At 58.4% G+C, this 17,441-nt stretch carries 19 protein-coding genes and 1 pseudogene; 3 read left to right on the top strand and 17 right to left on the bottom strand.

Annotation, left to right across the window (positions count from 1 at the left end; genetic code table 11):
• Positions 1-6: 6 nt before the first annotated feature.
• Together AACU94_RS19115 and AACU94_RS19110 are read right to left on the bottom strand one after the other, a co-directional pair.
• Positions 7-981, bottom strand: a complete 975-nt coding sequence (locus AACU94_RS19115; RefSeq protein ID WP_130224331.1) for an ABC transporter permease subunit — start codon at positions 979-981, stop codon at positions 7-9.
• Positions 978-2,498, bottom strand: coding sequence for a sugar ABC transporter ATP-binding protein (locus AACU94_RS19110; protein WP_130215632.1), 1,521 nt, complete (start codon positions 2,496-2,498; stop codon positions 978-980). Before AACU94_RS19110 ends, AACU94_RS19115 begins: the two co-directional genes overlap by 4 nt.
• A 113-nt stretch (positions 2,499-2,611) precedes the next feature.
• Here AACU94_RS19110 and AACU94_RS19105 point away from each other — a divergent pair, with 113 nt between their 5' ends.
• The 3 genes from AACU94_RS19105 to yjdP all read left to right on the top strand — a co-directional run bounded on the left by AACU94_RS19105 (position 2,612) and on the right by yjdP (position 5,987).
• On the top strand, positions 2,612-4,876 hold the full coding sequence (locus AACU94_RS19105) for a hybrid sensor histidine kinase/response regulator (protein ID WP_135490068.1): 2,265 nt from the start codon (positions 2,612-2,614) through the stop codon (positions 4,874-4,876).
• A gap of 80 nt (positions 4,877-4,956) precedes the next feature.
• Positions 4,957-5,589, top strand: coding sequence for a GNAT family N-acetyltransferase (locus AACU94_RS19100; RefSeq protein WP_135490067.1), 633 nt, complete (start codon positions 4,957-4,959; stop codon positions 5,587-5,589).
• Between the two features lie 68 nt (positions 5,590-5,657).
• Positions 5,658-5,987: a DDRRRQL repeat protein YjdP gene (yjdP, locus tag AACU94_RS19095; RefSeq protein ID WP_130215636.1), complete on the top strand. Its 330-nt coding sequence runs from the start codon at positions 5,658-5,660 to the stop codon at positions 5,985-5,987.
• Between the two features lie 29 nt (positions 5,988-6,016).
• Here yjdP and phnP read toward each other — a convergent pair whose 3' ends face one another.
• The 15 genes and pseudogenes from phnP to yjdN all read right to left on the bottom strand — a co-directional run bounded on the left by phnP (position 6,017) and on the right by yjdN (position 17,394).
• Complete coding sequence (gene phnP / locus AACU94_RS19090) at positions 6,017-6,775, bottom strand: phosphonate metabolism protein PhnP (RefSeq protein ID WP_135490066.1); 759 nt, start codon at positions 6,773-6,775, stop codon at positions 6,017-6,019.
• A gap of 1 nt (position 6,776) precedes the next feature.
• Positions 6,777-7,211 carry an aminoalkylphosphonate N-acetyltransferase gene (phnO, locus tag AACU94_RS19085; protein WP_001110490.1) on the bottom strand — a complete coding sequence of 145 codons (435 nt, stop codon included), beginning with the start codon at positions 7,209-7,211 and terminating at the stop codon, positions 6,777-6,779.
• Positions 7,198-7,754: pseudogene (gene phnN / locus AACU94_RS19080) on the bottom strand (ribose 1,5-bisphosphokinase). The gene phnO and the pseudogene phnN overlap by 14 nt, the downstream one beginning before the upstream one ends.
• A complete protein-coding gene (gene phnM, locus AACU94_RS19075; RefSeq protein WP_135490065.1) occupies positions 7,754-8,890 on the bottom strand; it encodes an alpha-D-ribose 1-methylphosphonate 5-triphosphate diphosphatase in 1,137 nt (378 codons plus the stop codon). The pseudogene phnN and the gene phnM overlap by 1 nt, the downstream one beginning before the upstream one ends.
• Positions 8,887-9,567 (bottom strand): phosphonate C-P lyase system protein PhnL, encoded by a 681-nt coding sequence (phnL, locus tag AACU94_RS19070; protein ID WP_130224341.1) that lies wholly within the window; start codon positions 9,565-9,567, stop codon positions 8,887-8,889. Before phnL ends, phnM begins: the two co-directional genes overlap by 4 nt.
• A 99-nt stretch (positions 9,568-9,666) precedes the next feature.
• Positions 9,667-10,425 carry a phosphonate C-P lyase system protein PhnK gene (gene phnK, locus AACU94_RS19065; protein ID WP_097498322.1) on the bottom strand — a complete coding sequence of 253 codons (759 nt, stop codon included), beginning with the start codon at positions 10,423-10,425 and terminating at the stop codon, positions 9,667-9,669.
• On the bottom strand, positions 10,422-11,267 hold the full coding sequence (gene phnJ, locus AACU94_RS19060) for an alpha-D-ribose 1-methylphosphonate 5-phosphate C-P-lyase PhnJ (protein ID WP_135490064.1): 846 nt from the start codon (positions 11,265-11,267) through the stop codon (positions 10,422-10,424). Before phnJ ends, phnK begins: the two co-directional genes overlap by 4 nt.
• Positions 11,260-12,324, bottom strand: a complete 1,065-nt coding sequence (gene phnI / locus AACU94_RS19055) for an alpha-D-ribose 1-methylphosphonate 5-triphosphate synthase subunit PhnI (protein ID WP_135490063.1) — start codon at positions 12,322-12,324, stop codon at positions 11,260-11,262. The genes phnJ and phnI overlap by 8 nt, the downstream gene beginning before the upstream one ends.
• Positions 12,324-12,908, bottom strand: a complete 585-nt coding sequence (gene phnH, locus AACU94_RS19050) for a phosphonate C-P lyase system protein PhnH (RefSeq protein ID WP_107236291.1) — start codon at positions 12,906-12,908, stop codon at positions 12,324-12,326. The genes phnI and phnH overlap by 1 nt, the downstream gene beginning before the upstream one ends.
• Positions 12,905-13,357 carry a phosphonate C-P lyase system protein PhnG gene (gene phnG, locus AACU94_RS19045; RefSeq protein ID WP_130205889.1) on the bottom strand — a complete coding sequence of 151 codons (453 nt, stop codon included), beginning with the start codon at positions 13,355-13,357 and terminating at the stop codon, positions 12,905-12,907. Before phnG ends, phnH begins: the two co-directional genes overlap by 4 nt.
• The gene (phnF, locus tag AACU94_RS19040) at positions 13,358-14,083 is read right to left on the bottom strand and encodes a phosphonate metabolism transcriptional regulator PhnF (protein ID WP_135490062.1); all 726 of its coding nucleotides are present in this window, start codon (positions 14,081-14,083) and stop codon (positions 13,358-13,360) included. It abuts the gene before it with no gap.
• Between the two features lie 20 nt (positions 14,084-14,103).
• Positions 14,104-14,883, bottom strand: coding sequence for a phosphonate ABC transporter, permease protein PhnE (phnE, locus tag AACU94_RS19035; RefSeq protein ID WP_001193500.1), 780 nt, complete (start codon positions 14,881-14,883; stop codon positions 14,104-14,106).
• A 105-nt stretch (positions 14,884-14,988) separates the two neighbouring features.
• Complete coding sequence (phnD, locus tag AACU94_RS19030) at positions 14,989-16,005, bottom strand: phosphonate ABC transporter substrate-binding protein (protein WP_135490061.1); 1,017 nt, start codon at positions 16,003-16,005, stop codon at positions 14,989-14,991.
• A gap of 24 nt (positions 16,006-16,029) precedes the next feature.
• Positions 16,030-16,818, bottom strand: a complete 789-nt coding sequence (phnC, locus tag AACU94_RS19025; protein ID WP_096986695.1) for a phosphonate ABC transporter ATP-binding protein — start codon at positions 16,816-16,818, stop codon at positions 16,030-16,032.
• A 132-nt stretch (positions 16,819-16,950) separates the two neighbouring features.
• Positions 16,951-17,394, bottom strand: a complete 444-nt coding sequence (yjdN, locus tag AACU94_RS19020; RefSeq protein WP_130224349.1) for a VOC family metalloprotein YjdN — start codon at positions 17,392-17,394, stop codon at positions 16,951-16,953.
• Between the last annotated feature and the right edge of the window lie 47 nt (positions 17,395-17,441).

The following is a 17,441-nucleotide window of genomic DNA, read 5'->3' as shown; positions in this document are numbered from 1 at the left end:
TTGTTGTTATGCGCTTTGATGATGTCGGGTACGGTATTTATCGATCAGCACCGCAATGATGATCACCGCCCCTTTGATCACCAGTTGCCAGAAGTAAGAGACGCCCATTAGGGTCATGCCGTTGTTTAGCGTGGCGATAATCAGCGCCCCAACCAGCGTGCCGGTGATGGTGCCGATGCCGCCAACGAAACTGGTGCCGCCGAGGATCACCGCCGCAATGGCATCCAGTTCGTACCCCATGCCTAAGTTGCCGTTGGCGCTGTACAGCCGTGAGGCGCTCATAATCCCGCCAAGCCCTGAAAGCAGGCCGCTCATGCCATAAACAAACAGCAGCACCAGCCAGACCTTAATGCCGGTAAGACGCGCCGCCTGCATATTGCCACCGACGGCGTAGATATGAACGCCAAGCGTGGTGCGGCGCAGAATAAACCAGCACAGCACAATCACCGCCAGCGCAATCACCACCAGCCACGGGATCGGCCCGAGATAGTTATTACCTATCCACTCGAAATTAATGTTGGAGTTGATGACCGTGGTGCCGTCCGCCAGCAGATACGCCGCCCCGCGTAGCGCCGTATAGGTGCCGAGCGTGACGATAAACGGTGGCAATCCGGCAAAGGCCACCAGCGCGCCGTTGAACAACCCCAGCAGCAGGCCGAGCATCAGCGCCGCTGGAATCGACAGCATGGCGAACTCCGGGCTAAGGGAGACGACCATCGCCGCCACCGCCGTGGTGCCGAGAATCGACCCTACAGAAAGATCGATTCCGCCAGTCAAAATGATGAAGGTCATTCCCGCCGCCAGAACAATGTTGATCGACGCCTGGCGGGTAATATTCAGCAGGTTGCTTTCGGTAAAAAAGTTTGGCGCGATAAAGCCAAATACCGCCACGATCAGGATCAAAATGGGCAAAATGCCGACCGTTTGCATCAGATCGCTCATCAGCATTTTTTTGGCAGAGGTCTTTGCAGAGGTCATCATGAGGGCACCGCCTGGGAATGGGCGTCGTTGACGCCAGTCGCTAAGGTCATAATGTTTTCCTGGGTGATGTTTTTGCCGTTTAACTCACCGGCAATGCTGCCTTCGCGCATCACATAGACACGATCGCTCATGCCGACTATCTCCGGCAGTTCGCTGGAGATCATCAGGATCGCCACGCCCTTGCGCGCCATCTCGTTCATGATCCGGTAGATCTCGCTTTTTGCGCCAACGTCCACGCCACGGGTGGGTTCATCGAGCAGTAAAATGCGCGGGCCAATCGCCACCCAGCGGGAGATCAACAGTTTTTGCTGATTGCCGCCGGAAAGCCCGCCCGCTCGCACCTGGGCATGAGGCACGCGGATGTTGAGCAACTTGATGGCGTCATCGGAGATGGTTTGTGCTTTTTTGCGGTTGAGCATTCCCCAGCTGGCATCGCGCTCCAGGGTTGCCATGGTGATGTTTTCTGCTGCCGCCATTTCAAGGAACAAGCCTTGTTCTTTGCGATTTTCGGTGAGAAAACCAATGCCAAGATCGATAGCTTCGCGCGGGGAGTGGATCACCACCGGTTCGCCATCGACTTCAATCATTCCGCCCGTCGCTTTATGCACGCCGAAGATCAACTGCGCCAGTTCGGAACGTCCGGCTCCCACCAGCCCGGCGAGGCCGACAATTTCGCCGGAACGCACCAGCAGACTGCTCGGCTGCACTTTGCCACCGTCGGTCAGGTGGTGAACATTCAGGCGGGCTTTGCCGAGCGGGATATCGCGCTCTTTATTGAACAGATCGCTCAGTGGCCTGCCGACCATCATCCGCACCAGTTCAGCGGCGTTGAGATTGTCGCGGGTCAGGCTGCCAACGTATTGCCCGTCGCGCAGCACGCTGACGCGATCGGAAAGCTCATACACTTCCGCCATGCGGTGGCTGATATAGATAATCGCCATCCCTTCATCGCGCAGCCGCATAATCAGTTCAAACAGGCGGTGAGTTTCACGCGAGGAGAGGGCAGCGGTAGGTTCGTCCATCACCAGAATGCGACTGTTGCGATGCAGCGCGCGGGCGATTTCGACCTGTTGTTGCTCGGCAATGGTCAGCGTCATGACTTTATCGCTGGCGTTAAACTGCGCGCCGAGGCGGTCGATCACTTTTTGCGCCTGCACCAGCATCTCTTTACGCTGCACCAGCCCGCCGTGGGAAAGCTCGCTGCCGAGGAAAATGTTTTCTGCCACCGTCAAATTGGGTGCCAGCTGCATCTCCTGATAAATCAGCGTAATACCGGCGCTTAAAGCATCTTTTGGCGTGCGAATGTGAAAGGGCTTGCCGTCAATCAGGATCTCGCCGCTGGTGGCGGTATAAGCCCCCGCCAGCACCTTCATCAGCGTGCTTTTTCCGGCGCCGTTTTCCCCCATCAGGGCATGGATCTCGCCAGGGTAGACCGTCAAATCCACCCCCTTGAGCGCGTAAAATTTGCCGAAGGCTTTGGCAATATTGCGCATCTCCAGAACCGGCGTGCTGTTCATGGTGGACTCCTGCGAGGTTGTCGATATCAGCACTCCATCACAGGAAAGTAAATGCAAAATGTCAGAAGCCGTTCATATTTGTCATATTGCGATTTTTCTTTACGGAGCGTGATATGGCGCACCCCGGACGTCACTTTTTTGCCAGCGCGCGCGGGCGATTGCTGCTTTTGAATTTGCTGGTGGTGGCGGTGACGCTGATGGTCAGCGGCGTGGCGGTAATGGGTTTTCGTCATGCCAGCCAGATGCAGGAGCTGGTGCAGCAGCAAACGGTGGATGATATGACCGGCTGTCTGAATCTGGCGCGCGATACGGCAAACGTGGCGACGGCGGCGGTGCGATTGTCACAGGTGGTGGGGGCGCTGGAATACAAAGGTGAAGCCGAGCGATTGCAGGAGACACAGCGGGCGTTAAAAATCTCGCTTGAGCAACTGGCGGACGCGCCTTTAGCGCAGCAGGACGCCGGGCTGGTGACGCGAATCATCACGCGTAGTAACGAACTGCAAACCAGCGTCGGCGGAATGCTGGAGCGCGGGCAAAGGCGGCATCTGGAGCGTAACGCGCTGTTAAGTTCGCTATATCAAAACTTAAGTTATCTGCGGCATTTGCAAAAAGTCACTCACGCGCAAGATGACATTTTGCTTAACGAGATGAACCGACTGATTGTCGCCGCTATTGCCACGCCCGCGCCACAGGCGATTATTCATCAACTGGTCGGGGTGATGTCTGCGTTGCCGACCCACAGCGATACGCCATTGGTTAATACGTTACTCACTGATTTCAATGATGAACTGCGTAAACTCGCGCCGCTTTCTGCCGCTCTGGAGCAAAGCGATCTGGCGATTAGCTGGTATATGTTCCACATCAAAGCGCTGGTGGCGATCCTCAATGGCGACATCAACCGTTATGCCGAACAGGTGGCGACGCTCTCCGGTCAGAGGGTGGCGCAAAGTTACCAGGATCTGCGCTCCGGCGAGAGGCTGATCATGATTTTCGCCCTGTTAGCGGTGGTGATCACCGCGTTTGCCGGTTGGTATATCTATCGCAATCTCGGCTCTAACCTGACGGCGATCTCCCGCGCCATGAGCCGCCTGGCGCACGGTGAAGCGGACGTCACTTTTCCGGCGTTACAGCGACGCGATGAGTTGGGTGAACTGGCGCGCGCCTTTAACGTCTTCGCCCGCAATACCGCATCACTCGAACGAACCTCACGGCTGCTGAAAGAGAAAACCACGCAGATGGAGATTGCCCAAACCGAGCGGCAGGGGCTGGAAGAGGCGCTATTGCACAGCCAGAAGCTGAAAGCGGTTGGGCAACTGACAGGCGGGCTGGCCCATGATTTTAATAATCTGCTGGCGGTGATCATTGGCAGTCTGGAGCTTGTGAACACGGACTCGCCCGACGCGCCGCGAATACAGCGGGCGCTGCAAGCCGCCGAACGTGGGGCGCTACTGACCCAACGGCTACTGGCGTTTTCCCGCAAGCAATCCTTACATCCGCAAGCCGTTGAACTGAAAACACTGCTGGAAGAGTTAAGCGAATTAATGCGCCACTCCTTACCGACAACGCTGGCGCTGGAGATTGAAGCGCAGTCTCCGGCGTGGCCCGCGTGGATTGACGTTAGCCAGCTGGAAAACGCCATCATCAACCTGGTAGTGAACGCCCGCGATGCGATGGAAGGGCAGACGGGAATCATCAAAATTCGCACCTGGAATCAGCGCGTTACTCGCAGCAGTGGGCAGCGACAGGACATGGTGGCACTGGAGGTCATCGATCATGGCAGCGGTATGTCGCAGGCGGTGAAAAGCCAGGTATTTGAGCCGTTCTTTACCACCAAACAGACGGGCAGCGGCAGCGGGCTGGGCTTGTCGATGGTCTATGGTTTCGTGCGCCAGTCCGGCGGGCGCGTGGAAATTGAAAGCGCGCCGGGGCAGGGAACAACGGTCAGATTACAGCTTCCCCGCGCGCTGACGGCGGCGAAAAACCTATCGCCAGCGACGGTAGAGCAGACAGCTGTCAGCGGCGATAAACTGGTGTTAGTGCTGGAAGATGAAGCCGCGGTGCGCCAGACCATCTGCGAGCAGTTGCACCTGTTGGGCTATTTGACGCTGGAAGCGAGCAGCGGCGAACAGGCGCTGGACCTGCTGGCGGCATCAACGGAAATCGATATTTTTATCAGTGACTTAATGCTCCCCGGCGGTATGAGCGGCGCAGAAGTGGTCAATGCAGCCCGCAAACTTTACCCGCACCTGACGCTGCTACTCATCAGCGGCCAGGATTTACGCCCCAGCCATAACCCCGCGCTGCCCGATGTGGCGCTACTGCGCAAACCTTTTACCCGCGCGCAGTTGGCGCAGGCGCTGGGGCAAATAGAGGGATGATTTTCAGAATTTATCAAGAGGCCTGAAGCAAACGTGCTGCTATTGTGAGCAATTCTGTTCTGAATTGAAGTGATTCACATATGATCGTGATGCCAACCACCTATAGCCCTATGACGGTTGCTCGTTCTTTTCGCGTGGTGGAAGAGATCGAGCTTTCTGGACGTCTGTTACAGGTAATTTATGACAACCAGACGCCAAGAGCGGCCATCATTGAAGCGGACATTGAAGTTTTTGCAGGCGTGCCGCGTCATCGGGTACTTGCCGCTCTCGATCTGCAGCGTAAAAAAGAGTTCGGCAGCGATATCATTGCCGTTGAACGCTGGTGGGAAGACTCGAATCTGGTACAGGTGGAAGGTATTTGTGTCTCTCCAGGTGAGCGCGATAAGGGTCTGGCAACTCGGCTGTATGAAGCGCTAATTCTGCAATGCGGTATCACGCTAATCAGCGATTTTGATCAATATGATGGCGGGAAGATGCTCTGGCAGAAGATCGCGCGCGAGTCCGATCAGATTTCCGTGTTTGTATTAGACACTGAACAAGGGGCATTTTGGCCTTACGATGGCACGAAAGTGATCTACGATGGCGGTTGCATTCCGGAAGAGCGTATCTGGAGTATTTCACCGGATCAAAAATGTCATGGCATTGTGCTGGTGGCGGAAAATAAACAGCGAGCTAACCAGCTAATGGAAGAGTCTGCGCCTTACCGAATTTGAGATTACTCCGCTACTCCGGTCATTCACACTCAACTAACGTTAAGCCAGTCCATTGCAGAGACTGGCTTATGAAACCTTACTCCACGCTCTTTCTTTTCACCCTGCTCACGCTGTCCACCGTTCCGGCCCAGGCCGATATTATCGACGACACCATTGGCAATATTCAGCAGGCGATTAACGACGCTTATAACCCTGACCGTGGGCGAGACTATGAAGATTCGCGCGACGACGGCTGGCAGCGTGAAGTGAGCGACGATCGGCGCAGACAATATGACGACCGCCACCGCCAGTTTGAAGATCGTCGCAGGCAGCTGGACGATCGCCAGCGCCAGCTTGATCAGGAGCGTCGGCAACTGGAAGATGAAGAGCGGAGAATGGAAGATGAGTATGAGCGGTGAGGGGGGCAGCGCGCACATGACCAACCCTATCATGCTACCCCAATCTCCATCCCATCAAACCCCGCCTCAAACCCTGACGGCAGCGCGTTCTCCATCAGCCACGCATCAAGCTGATGGCTGATGTGCGTCAGAATCACGCGCGGCGAGCGGATAACCTCATTCAGTGCCAGCACGGTGTTTAAATCGCAGTGATTACGCGGCGCATCCTCGCGCGGCGGATGGCTGCAATCAATCACCATCACTTGCAGCTGGTTATTGCGTAAAAATTTCAGCGTTTTTTCCGGCAGGCCAGCAGTGTCAGACAGCCACGCCACCCGGCTATGCGCCGTTTCCAGTAAATAGCCGAAAGTGATTTTCGAATGGTTAAGCGGCAGCGGCGTGACCTGCAACCCCTGCAAATCAAACACCACAAACGGCTCCACCGTGTGGTTGAAATCAAGCAGGCCCGGATGTTTAAACAGATCGTCGCAGCCCTGTTCATCCGGCGGGCCATAGACCGGGATCGCATCGCCCACGCCCCAGCGCAGCGGAAACAGCCCCTGGACGTGATCCATATGGTAATGCGTCAGCAAAAACTGCTGGAACGATCCGGGCGACCAGCGATCAGCGAGATCGTGCAGCCCGGCGTCGATCAGGGTGACAGCCTCGTTAAACTTCACTACGCCGCTACATGGTTGGCGGCGATACTGCGGCGAGCGCCGCGCTCTGGCGCAGGCCGCGCACTCGCAGCCCCATGCCGGAACGCCCTGTGCGCCGCCGGTGCCGGTGAGCGTGAGGGTCAGGCTCATGTTACAGCGCCTTCGTGAAGCGGAAGTGGCTCTGCTCGTAGCCTTCGCGCAGATAGAAACGGTGCGCGTCGTGGCGCTTCACGTTGGTGGAAAGCTCAGTCATTTCGGCCCCGGCCTGGCGGGCTTCTTCTTCTGCCCATGCCAGCAACTTGCTACCAACGTTCAAACCGCGCGCCTGCGGCATCACCACCAGTTCCTGAATTTCGCCGATCCAGTTGACATGATGCAGATGAAACTGCAAATGCAGGCCGATCATGCCGACAACTTCGCCATCCAGCAGCGCCAGATGGTAGCGCATGTTTGGGTCGCGCAGGTTGGCGTTAAAGCCCACGCGAAACGCGTGATGGTCAAACTCCGCCTGTTTTAGCTCACATATCAGCGCGTAAACCGCGTCGGTATCGTACTGCGTGGCCGGGCGAAGCTCACAAGCAGGCATGGTGTTTCTCCTTCTGATGAATCAGCGTCAGCAGCGTGTCGACCGACTGGCGCAGGCTGCCGTCATTGTTGAGTGTATGGCAATCCTGCGGAGTATAGCGGGCGGCGCGCGCCAGTCGGGCGTAATTTCACTGGCGTTTTCACGGCCACGGTTTTCCAGACGCTGGCGGAGGATCTCCGGCGAAACCTGTAAGCAAATGGGCAGCAGCGCCGATTGATAGCGCGCCCGTGCCTGCGGCAGATGCGCGCGTGAGCCGTTGACCACCACGTCGAATCCGGCGTGTAGCCAGAGGTCAATCTCGATGCCGATGCCATAATACAGACCATTAGCGTGCCAGCTTAAGGCCAGCAGGTTTTGCCCCGCGCGGGAAAAAAACTCCCGCTCACTCAGGGCGATATGGTTTTCACTTCCGGCGCTGGCATCGCGCGTGATGTAGCGATGCGCCACCAGTAACTGCGTCTGTTCCCGCTGGCGGAGTTCCGCCAGCAGGCTGTCTTTCCCGGAGCCGGACGGCCCCATTAACCAAATCAGTTTTCCCGTCATCAGAACACCCTTTTACCCTGACGCCAGACGTGGTCGATATGAATATGATTGCCCTTGCGATGCGCCAGCACCAGGTCGGCGCGTTTGCCCTCGCTAATCACCCCGCGATCCTGAAGATTAAGCGCCTGCGCCGGATTTTTGGTCACTAACTTCACCGCCTGCGGCAGCGTAAAGCGGTTGCTCTGGTCATCGGCGACGCGAAATGCCGCATCCAGCAGGCTGGCGGGGTAGTAGTCGGAAGAGAGGATATCCAGCAGGCCAAGCTGTGCCAGCTCACTTGCCGCCACGTTGCCGGAGTGCGAACCGCCGCGCACGATATTCGGCGCGCCCATCAGCACGTTCATGCCGTGCTTGCGCGAGGCTTCCGCCGCTTCAAACGTGGTGGGAAATTCGGCGATCACGCTGCCAAGCTGGTGGGATTCGGCAACGTGGGCGTGCGTGGCGTCATCGTGGCTGGCGAGGGCAATTTGTCGCGCGCGGCACAGAGCGGCGATGGATTCGCGATTCGGCTGCGACCAGCGTGCGGCGAGCGCCAGTTGCTCTTCTTCGTACTGCTGCATCTGCGCATCAGTGAGCGAGTATTTGCCCTGATAATATTCGCGATACTTCTCGCGGTTGGCGAACTGGCGCTGGCCCGGTGAGTGGTCCATCAGCGACACCAGCGTGACCGGCTCGCGCTGCACCAGTTTTTCAAACAGCGGCAGCGTAGTGTGATGCGGCAGTTCACAGCGCAGGTGCAGACGGTGCTCGGCGCGGTTGACACCGCGTTTCTGCGTCTCTTCGATGGCGTTGATCATCTTCTCCAGATTCTCCAGCCGATCGCCGCCGTCGCGCACATCACCAATCGCCACGGCGTCCAGTACGGTGGTGATGCCGCTCGCCACCATCAGCGCATCGTGGCTGCTCATCGCGGAATGGGCGGGCCAGTCAACTTTCGGGCGCGGGGTGAAGAATTTATCGAGGTTATCGGTATGCAGCTCAATCAGCCCCGGCAGCAGCCAGCCGCCTTCGCCGTCCATCGCCTCCGGCAGGCGGCTCTGGCTTTCGGCAAAGGCGCGGATTTCGCCGTCTTGCATCTCCAGCGAACCGTGCACCACTTCGTTTTCCAGCACCAGCTTAACGTTATTGATAATCATGCAGAGGCTCCCATTGGGTGCAGGCGGTCGGCGACGTCATTACGTACGGCTTCGTCATGGAATATGCCGACGATGGCTGCGCCGCGGGCTTTGGCTTCGCGAATCAGCTCGACTACGGCGGCGCTGTTTTTGGCGTCCAGCGAGGCGGTGGGTTCGTCGAGCAGCAGAATGGGGTAGTCGACGATAAAGCCGCGGGCGATGTTGACGCGCTGCTGTTCGCCGCCGGAGAAGGTCGATGGCGCAAGGTGCCACAGGCGTTCCGGCACATTCAGGCGCGTGAGCAGACGCGCGGCTTTAGCGGCGCAGGCTTCACGCGGTACGCCGATATCGAGCAGCGGCTGCATCACCACTTCCAGCGCCGAAATACGCGGGATGACGCGCAGAAACTGGCTCACCCAGCCGACGGTGGTCTTGCGGATTTCCACCACTTTGCGTGCTGGCGCGGTGACCAGGTCTACCCATTCGTCGCCGTGTTTAATCTGGATTTGCCCTTCGTCGGGCAGATAGTTGGCGTACAGCGAGCGCAGCAGGGTTGATTTGCCGCTGCCGGAATGGCCGTGGAGCACCACGCATTCGCCCGCGTTGACGGTGAGCGAGGCTCGTTGTAAGACGGGCAGACGCACGCCGTTTTGCTGGTGCAGGATGAAGGTTTTACTGACGTTTTGTACGTTAATCATTTTTCGCCTCGTGGTTCGGGTGTCGGATGTGTCTTATCCGACCTACGGGGAGCGCATTTGTAGGCCAGATAAGGCGTTTACGCCGCATCCGGCACCGGCTCAATTCTGCAAAACCGATGACACCAGCAATTGGGTATACGGGTGATGCGGGTCGTCGAGCACGCGGTCGGTTAACCCACTCTCCACCACTTGCCCCTGTTTCATCACCAGCAAACGGTCCGCCAGCAGGCGGGCGACGCCTAAATCGTGGGTAACAATTACCACTGCCAGATTCAGCTCCACCACCAGGCCGCGCAGCAGGTCGAGCAGGCGTGCCTGCACTGACACATCCAGCCCGCCGGTTGGCTCGTCCATAAACACCAGCTTCGGATGCGTCACCAGGTTGCGGGCAATCTGCAAACGTTGCTGCATGCCGCCGGAAAAGGTGGTCGGCAAGTCGTCGATACGGTTGGCGGGAATCTCCACCTCTTCCAGCCATCTTTGCGCGGTGGCGCGAATGTCGCCGTAATGACGCGCCCCGGTCGCCATCAGCCGCTCGCCGATATTGCCGCCTGCCGAGACCTGGCGGCGCAGGCCGTCGAGCGGATGCTGATGCACCACGCCCCATTCGGTGCGCAGCAGGCGGCGGCGGTCGGCTTCGCTCATGCCATAGAGGGAACGGTTTTCATAGTGAATCTCCCCCTGCTGCGGCGTCAGGCGTGCGGAGATTGATTTCAGCAGCGTGGTCTTCCCGGAGCCGGATTCCCCGACGATGCCCAGCACTTCCCCCGGCCATAAATCAAAAGAGACATCGCTAAAGCCTTTGCCCGGCGCGTAAAGGTGGGTCAGGTTATTGACCGAAAGTAACGGTTGATTCATTGGCTTTTCGCCTCGCTCTGTTGGCGGCAATAATCGGTATCGGAGCAGACAAACATGCGGTTTCCGGCGTCATCCATCACCACTTCATCAAGATAGCTGTGGGTCGATCCGCAGATGGCGCACGGCTCATCCCACTGCTGGACGGTGAACGGGTGATCGTCGAAATCGAGGCTTTCCACGCGGGTAAACGGCGGCACCGCATAGATGCGCTTCTCACGCCCTGCGCCGAACAGTTGCAGGGCGGGCATCATGTCCATTTTCGGGTTATCGAATTTCGGGATCGGCGATGGGTCCATGACGTAGCGCCCGTTCACCTTCACCGGATAGGCGTAGGTAGTGGCGATATGACCGAAGCGGGCGATATCTTCATACAGCTTCACCTGCATCACGCCGTACTCCTCCAGCGCGTGCATGGTGCGGGTTTCCGTTTCGCGCGGCTCGATAAAGCGCAGCGGTTCGGGGATCGGCACCTGGAAAATAATGATCTGATCTTCGGTCAGCGGCGTTTCGGGGATGCGATGGCGCGTCTGGATAAGCGTCGCATCGTCCGTGCGCTCGGTGGTGTTCACCCCGGTCACGCGCTTAAAGAAGTTGCGAATCGACACGGCGTTGGTGGTGTCATCCGCGCCCTGGTCAATCACCTTCAACACGTCGCTTTCGCCAATCACGCTGGCGGTAAGCTGAATGCCGCCGGTTCCCCAGCCGTATGGCATCGGCATTTCGCGTCCGCCAAACGGCACCTGATAACCGGGGATCGCCACCGCTTTTAAGATGGCGCGGCGGATCATGCGTTTGGTCTGCTCGTCGAGGTACGCAAAGTTGTAGCCGCTCAGATTAGCCATGGTTCTGCTCCTGTTGCAGACGTTTGAGTAGCTCCAGTTCGGCCTGGAAATCGACGTAGTGCGGGAGTTTGAGGTGCGAGACAAAGCCTGCGGCCTCGACGTTATCGGCATGTGCCAGCACGAACTCTTCATCCTGCGCCGGGCCCGTCGCGTGCTCGCCGTATTCCGGGGCTTGCAGAGCGCGGTCAATCAGCGCCATCGCCATCGCTTTGCGCTCGCTCATGCCGAACACCAGCCCGTAGCCGCGCGTGAAGTGCGGCGGCTCATCCGGCGGGTCGATAAAACCGTTAACCATTTCACACTCGGTCATCAGCAATTCGCCGACGTTCACCGCAAATCCCAGCTCTTCCGGCACAATCGACACGTTGATATAGCCGCTGCGGATTTCGCCTGCGAACGGGTGATTGCGCCCGTAACCGCGCTGCGTGGAGTAGGCCAGCGCCAGCAAATAGCCTTCGTCGCCGCGCATTAACTGCTGCAAACGGGAAGAGCGTGAGCAGGGGTAAACCGGCGGCGTGCGGGTGATGTCATCCGGCTGTGCGCCGCTATCTTCTTCAAACTTCGCCAGCCCCTGACGCGCCAGCAGGCTGAAAACGTGCGGCGACGGCTGTTGTTCGCTGTCGGCGGTGGTCAGCGTTGGCGCTTCGCCGTTTGCCAGCAGGGTGAAATCGAGCAGGCGATGGGTGTAGTCGTAGGTTGGGCCAAGCAGCTGGCCGCCGGGAATGTCTTTATAAACCGCCGAAATACGGCGTTCGAGGCGCATCCCGGTGGTGTCGAGCGGCTCGCTCACCGCCAGCTTTGCCAGCGTCGTGCGGTAGGCGCGCAGCAGGAAAATCGCTTCAACGTTATCGCCGCTGGCCTGTTTCAGCGCCAGCGCCGCCAGTTCGCGGTCGGCAATGCCGCCTTCGGTCATCACGCGATCCACCGCGAGATTAAGCTGCTGTTCAATCTGGGCGACGCTCAGTTCAGGCAAATCGGTATCGCCCCGGCGTCGGTTCTCTTGCAGGGCGTGGGCGGCGTCGATCGCCTTTTCGCCCCCTTTCACGGCAACGTACATCAGCACACCTCCACATGAGTGGTTCGCGGGATAGCCAGCAGGCGCTCGCCGCAGGTCAGGATCAGGTCGATGCCGAGCGGGAACGGGTGCGGGCGCTCGGTGAGTTCGTGCAGAATGCACTCCGGTAGCTGCGGGGCGATCATCCGTTCTTCGGCAATACCCGCGCCGGTAAGGCGCAGCATGCGCCCGCCGCTCAGGCTGGCGACTTGTAAAATCAGCGTCGCGCCCGCTTCCGGCGCAACGGCGGTGCCGCTGGAAAGAGCGTTGAGCTGTTCGCTGGAAATCGCCTCATCCGTCACCGCGAAGGTCGCCTGTTCCGGTTGATTGACCAGCGGCGCGTTGGTATGAAAACGCAGGCTCTGGCTGACGATATCGTTACTTAATGGCGCGGAAAGCCACACCGGCGTGTCGTTATCAGCCAGCGTCAGCAGCACGCTGGTGGTGGCGATATTCAGCGGCTGCCAGCCGCGTTTGAGCTGATGCAGGGCGACAATCACGCCCGGCTCGCTCATGGCCTTTAACAGGCGACGAAAACTGTGCTGGGCATCCTGCACGGGAAGCATAAAAGCGGTTTCCAGGGTCATGCGTTGTCTCCGCGAACCATCGTAAAGAAGTCGACCCGGCTGGCGTTCACTTCGGCCTGGCGTGCGGCAATGCGTGCCATACGGTCAGCGTCCAGCGGGGCAATAAGGGTTTCTGATAAGTTTTGAAAGTGGCGAGATTGCTGCATCAGCGCGTCAATCAGCGCGCAGCGTTCGGCGTGTTGTTTGTCGCGCCCCAGCACCCAGCTGTAGCCGAGCGTGCCGTCAGTCAGGCGTACGGCGGCGCGGGTCAGCGTGGCGTCGCCGGCAAAAAAACGTTCGCCGGTGCCGCCCATCCGCGCCTGAATCTGCACCAGGCCAGTTTCGGCGGCGCGGATAACGTCATAGTCGGCGGTGATGTTCAGCGCGTTCAGGCGGGCTGCCAGTTCAGCCGGTTGGCTGTGCGCCAGCACGGACATCCAGTGCTGGCGGGTCGCGGTATCTGCGTGCATTCAGTGCTCCATAGTGAATTCAATCATGTCGGCGCGCGTCAGGCTGACGGAGTACTCCGCCGGGCTGCTTTCACCGTCACGGTGGTTAAGGGTGCGCACGCACAGCAGCGGCGACATATTCGGGATTTCAAGACGCTGGCACTCTTTGGCCTGGGCGCGGCGGGCGCTGATCCGCGTCTGGCTGCGGCGCAGCGCAATCCCCGTTTGCTCGCGCAGAAAATCGTGCAGCGAGCCGCTGTCGAAGCGTCGCAGCGTCGGCCAGAGGGTGAGGTCCGCAAAGTAGTGGTCGATTAAACAGAGCGCGACGCCGTTGACCCGACGCAGGGTGCGCAGGTGGATGACGTTCTCCCCCTCGGTTATCCCCAGCGCGTCAGCGACGTGACCGGAGGCGGGGCGCAGCACCGACAGCAGTTTTTCGCTGGTGGGGTGGCTGCCCTGGTCCAGCAGGTTCTGGCTAAAACGCGCCTGGGCGTTGAGCGGGTAATCGAACGGGCGCATCAGCACCAGCACGCCGACGCCCTGACGGCGCTGTACCCAGCCTTTTTCCACCAGTTGGTCGATGGCGCGGCGCAGGGTGTGGCGATTCACCTCAAAGCGCGCCGCCAGTTGCTGCTCGGCGGGAAGATAGTCGCCGCAGCGGTAGTGTTGACGAAGCTCCTGCTCAAGTTTTGCGGCTATCTCCTGATAGCGTGTTGGGTAGCTGGTCGGATGTGTAGACAAGTGCATAGCTATCAATGCCTCGCTAATCAGATAAAGTGCTTACGCAACCGTTGAGAGAGGAAATCCAGCAGGCTGACCGTGACGATAATCAGCACCATCAGGGCGCAGGTTTGCTGGAACTGGAAACCGCGAATCGCTTCCCACAGGGTGACGCCAATTCCGCCCGCGCCGACCATGCCGACGACGGTCGCCGAGCGGACGTTGGATTCGAAGCGATAGAGGGAGTAGGAGATCAGCAGCGGCATCACCTGCGGCAGTACGCCGTAGAGGATCTCTTCCAGCTTGTTGGCGCCAGTGGCGCGAATGCCTTCCACCGGGCCGGGTTCAATCGCTTCCACTGCTTCGGAAAGCAGTTTGGAAAGCACACCAGTGGTGTGGATAAACAGTGCCAGCACGCCGGCGAACGGACCGAGGCCGACGGCGACCACGAACAGCATGGCGAAGACCATTTCGTTAATGGCGCGGCAGGCGTCCATCAGGCGGCGAACGGGCTGGTACACCCACCACGGCACCAGGTTTTCAGCGCTCATCAGGCCGAAGGGGATGGAGAGAACCACCGCCAGCGCGGTGCCCCAGACGGCGATTTGCAGCGTGACGGCCATTTCGGTGAGGTAATCCTGCCACTGGCTGAAATCGGGAGGGAAGAAGTCGGCGGCGAAAGTCGCCATGTTGCCGCCGTCTTTAATCAGCGTGAGCGGGGCCATTTCCGCGCCCTGCCACGAGACGACCAGCACGGCGAGAACAACGGCCCAGCTCAGAAGCGAGAACCAGCTGCGCTTGGGTGGGGCGATGGTGATGGTTTGCATGTTTGGCTCCGGTTTGTAGGCCAGATAAGGTGCTTGCACCGCATCCGGCATCAACGTCTGCACATTGTCGGATGCGACGCTGGGGCGTCTTATCCGACTTACGATTTACTGCACTGCTTTACTCACCGAACTCATCGCGCTTAACGCGTTGTTCAGGCGGTCCAGGTCATCCAGCTGCGCCTGAATGGCGGTGGTTTTTGCCAGCTTGTCCTGCTCATTCAACCCTTTATTGCCTTTCACGCTTTGCATCTCTTTAAACAGCGCGAGCTGGCGAATCGGTACCAGTTGCAGGTCGCTGGAGGCGCGAAACGGTGCCCAGCCCAGGCGTTCCAGCACCGCTTTCTCTTCCGGCGTTTTGCCGTAATTCATAAAGAAGTCGTAGATCTTGTCTTTGGTGGTTTCGGAAAGATTTTTACGCCAGACGATCGGATCGCCTGGGATCAGCGGTGACTTCCAGATCACTTTCAGTTCTTTCAGCTTCTCCGGCGCGGAGGTTTTCAGCTTGTCGAGGTTTTCGGTGTTGTTGGTCGCCACATCCACCTGCTTGTTGGCGACGGCCAGCGCGTTGGTTTCATGCCCGGCGTTGACGGTGCGTTTGAAGTCGCTGGCGGAGATATTGTTTTTGGCGAAGACGTAGTAACCGGGGACGAGGAAGCCAGAGGTGGAGTTAGGATCGCCATTGCCGAAGGTGAGATCTTTTCGCTTCGCCAGCAGATCGTTCAGGTTGTTGATCGGGCTGTCTTTGTTGACGATCAACACGCTCCAGTAACCCGGCGATCCATCCGCCGCGACCGTCTGGGCGAAGACCTGGCCGTTGGCGCGATCCACCGCTTCCATTGCCGACAGGTTGCCGTACCAGGCGATATCCACTTTATTGAAGCGCATTCCCTGGATAATGCCCGCGTAGTCCGGGGCAAAGAAGGCGTTCACCTTCACGCCCAGCTTCTTCTCCATATCCTGTAAGAATGGCGTCCATTGCGGTTTCAGGTTTTGCTGTGATTCCGTTGAAATAATGCCGAAATTCAGCGCCTTTTCCTGCTCTTCGGCGTGCGCCGGGCTTAACAGGGTGCTGAGGCTGAACATGCTGGTGAAGGCCAGCGAGGCAATTATCTTAGCGTTCATTCGTTTTCCTCAATGATGGGGATGTCAGGCAGCTTTCGCGTTCTCTTCGACGCGGTTGATGCTGCGGTAGAGATGGTCAAAACGTTCGTTATCAAACTGTTGGCTGCTGCCGTCGTAGAAGACGTGCCCCTGGCGCAGGGCGACGATGCGTTCGCAGTAGCGCAGGGCGTAATCCACCTGATGCAGCGTGACGACCACGGTGATGCCGTCGTTCTGGTTGATGTCGCGCAGGGTATCCATCACGATGCGGGCGGATTCCGGGTCCAGCGAGGCGATCGGTTCGTCCGCCAGAATCACCTTCGCCTGCTGCATCAGCGCGCGGGCAATCGCCACACGCTGCTGCTGTCCGCCGGATAGGGTGGAAACGCGTTGATGGGCAAAATGCACCATGCCAACGCGGGTCAGCGCCTGTAACGCGCGTTGTTTCTGCTCGCGGGTAAACCAGCTAAAACAGGTGCGCCAGAACGGCGTGCTGCCGAGCGCGCCAATCAGCACGTTTTCCAGTACGCTCAGGCGATTCACGAGGTTGAATTGTTGGAAGATGTAGCCGGTATGGGCGCGGCTTTTGCGGATATCGCGGGCCAGACGGCCTTCGCGCTGGACAGTGCGGCCCAGCAGCTCGATATGGCTACCGACAGATTTATCGCCGGTAATCAAACCGCTTAAGTGACGTAAAAGGGTGGATTTGCCGGAACCCGACGGCCCAAGCAGAGCCACCATTTCACCATGATGAATGTTCAGATCAACCGCGTGCAGCGCCTGATGCTGATTGAAGGTTTTGGCGAGCTTCTCGACACGGATAATCGTTTGCATGATGCAGCCTCCCTAAAAAAGTGGCTCCATCGTGGCGGATTATTGTGACGATTTGGTTAATTAAAAGTGACTAACAGATGAAGAGTTAACGGGAATTCGATGACAGTGCGGGAGGGCGGGCCTCCCGGCGGGTTATTGCGTTGGTTGTTGTTTAACGACATTAATCATCCACGGCACGCCAAATTTATCGGTGACTTTGCCGAAGCCATGCGCCCAGAAAGTTTCCTGCCAGTCCATTTCGATTTTTCCGTTAGCTGCAAGGTTATCAAACCAGCGTTTTCCTTCTTCGACCTGTTGCGAATCGAGTACCAGTGTAAAGCCGGAGTAGCTGGCTTTTCCTGACGGCATGGCATCGCTCATCATGATATCGCTTCCGGCAATACGCACGTTAGCATGGGCGATGGCGGTATCGGGAAATTGCATCCCGGAAGGGCAGCCTTCGGCGCTGTCCTGCGCTGATTTCGGCATTTCCCCGAAGCTGATTTTATAGAGCAGTTCCGCGCCCAATGTGCGTTGATAATAAGCAATTGCGTCGGCACAGTTACCGGCAAAAGAGAGGTAGGGACTTAACGGCATGATGGTGACCTCAGTTAAGAGAAGCCAGTTAAGTGTAGTTCGAAATT

The sequence above is a fragment of the Escherichia sp. E4702 genome (assembly GCF_963883545.1).
GTDB lineage: Bacteria > Pseudomonadota > Gammaproteobacteria > Enterobacterales > Enterobacteriaceae > Escherichia.
This window is presented reverse-complemented; position numbering and strand designations above follow the sequence as displayed.

Excerpts from the sequence above, each read along its gene's own strand:
- AACU94_RS19115 (WP_130224331.1), bottom strand. The coding sequence starts at position 981 with ATGATGACCTCTGCAAAGACCTCTGCCAAAAAAATGCTGATGAGCGAT.
- phnH (WP_107236291.1), bottom strand. The coding sequence starts at position 12,908 with ATGACCCTGGAAACCGCTTTTATGCTTCCCGTGCAGGATGCCCAGCAC.
- AACU94_RS19100 (WP_135490067.1), top strand. The coding sequence starts at position 4,957 with ATGATCGTGATGCCAACCACCTATAGCCCTATGACGGTTGCTCGTTCT.
- phnP (WP_135490066.1), bottom strand. The coding sequence starts at position 6,775 with ATGAGCCTGACCCTCACGCTCACCGGCACCGGCGGCGCACAGGGCGTT.
- phnI (WP_135490063.1), bottom strand. The coding sequence starts at position 12,324 with ATGTACGTTGCCGTGAAAGGGGGCGAAAAGGCGATCGACGCCGCCCAC.
- phnK (WP_097498322.1), bottom strand. The coding sequence starts at position 10,425 with ATGAATCAACCGTTACTTTCGGTCAATAACCTGACCCACCTTTACGCG.
- phnC (WP_096986695.1), bottom strand. The coding sequence starts at position 16,818 with ATGCAAACGATTATCCGTGTCGAGAAGCTCGCCAAAACCTTCAATCAG.
- AACU94_RS19105 (WP_135490068.1), top strand. The coding sequence starts at position 2,612 with ATGGCGCACCCCGGACGTCACTTTTTTGCCAGCGCGCGCGGGCGATTG.
- phnM (WP_135490065.1), bottom strand. The coding sequence starts at position 8,890 with ATGATTATCAATAACGTTAAGCTGGTGCTGGAAAACGAAGTGGTGCAC.
- phnL (WP_130224341.1), bottom strand. The coding sequence starts at position 9,567 with ATGATTAACGTACAAAACGTCAGTAAAACCTTCATCCTGCACCAGCAA.
- yjdN (WP_130224349.1), bottom strand. The coding sequence starts at position 17,394 with ATGCCGTTAAGTCCCTACCTCTCTTTTGCCGGTAACTGTGCCGACGCA.
- AACU94_RS19110 (WP_130215632.1), bottom strand. The coding sequence starts at position 2,498 with ATGAACAGCACGCCGGTTCTGGAGATGCGCAATATTGCCAAAGCCTTC.
- phnJ (WP_135490064.1), bottom strand. The coding sequence starts at position 11,267 with ATGGCTAATCTGAGCGGCTACAACTTTGCGTACCTCGACGAGCAGACC.
- yjdP (WP_130215636.1), top strand. The coding sequence starts at position 5,658 with ATGAAACCTTACTCCACGCTCTTTCTTTTCACCCTGCTCACGCTGTCC.
- phnF (WP_135490062.1), bottom strand. The coding sequence starts at position 14,083 with ATGCACTTGTCTACACATCCGACCAGCTACCCAACACGCTATCAGGAG.
- phnE (WP_001193500.1), bottom strand. The coding sequence starts at position 14,883 with ATGCAAACCATCACCATCGCCCCACCCAAGCGCAGCTGGTTCTCGCTT.
- phnG (WP_130205889.1), bottom strand. The coding sequence starts at position 13,357 with ATGCACGCAGATACCGCGACCCGCCAGCACTGGATGTCCGTGCTGGCG.
- phnO (WP_001110490.1), bottom strand. The coding sequence starts at position 7,211 with ATGCCTGCTTGTGAGCTTCGCCCGGCCACGCAGTACGATACCGACGCG.
- phnD (WP_135490061.1), bottom strand. The coding sequence starts at position 16,005 with ATGAACGCTAAGATAATTGCCTCGCTGGCCTTCACCAGCATGTTCAGC.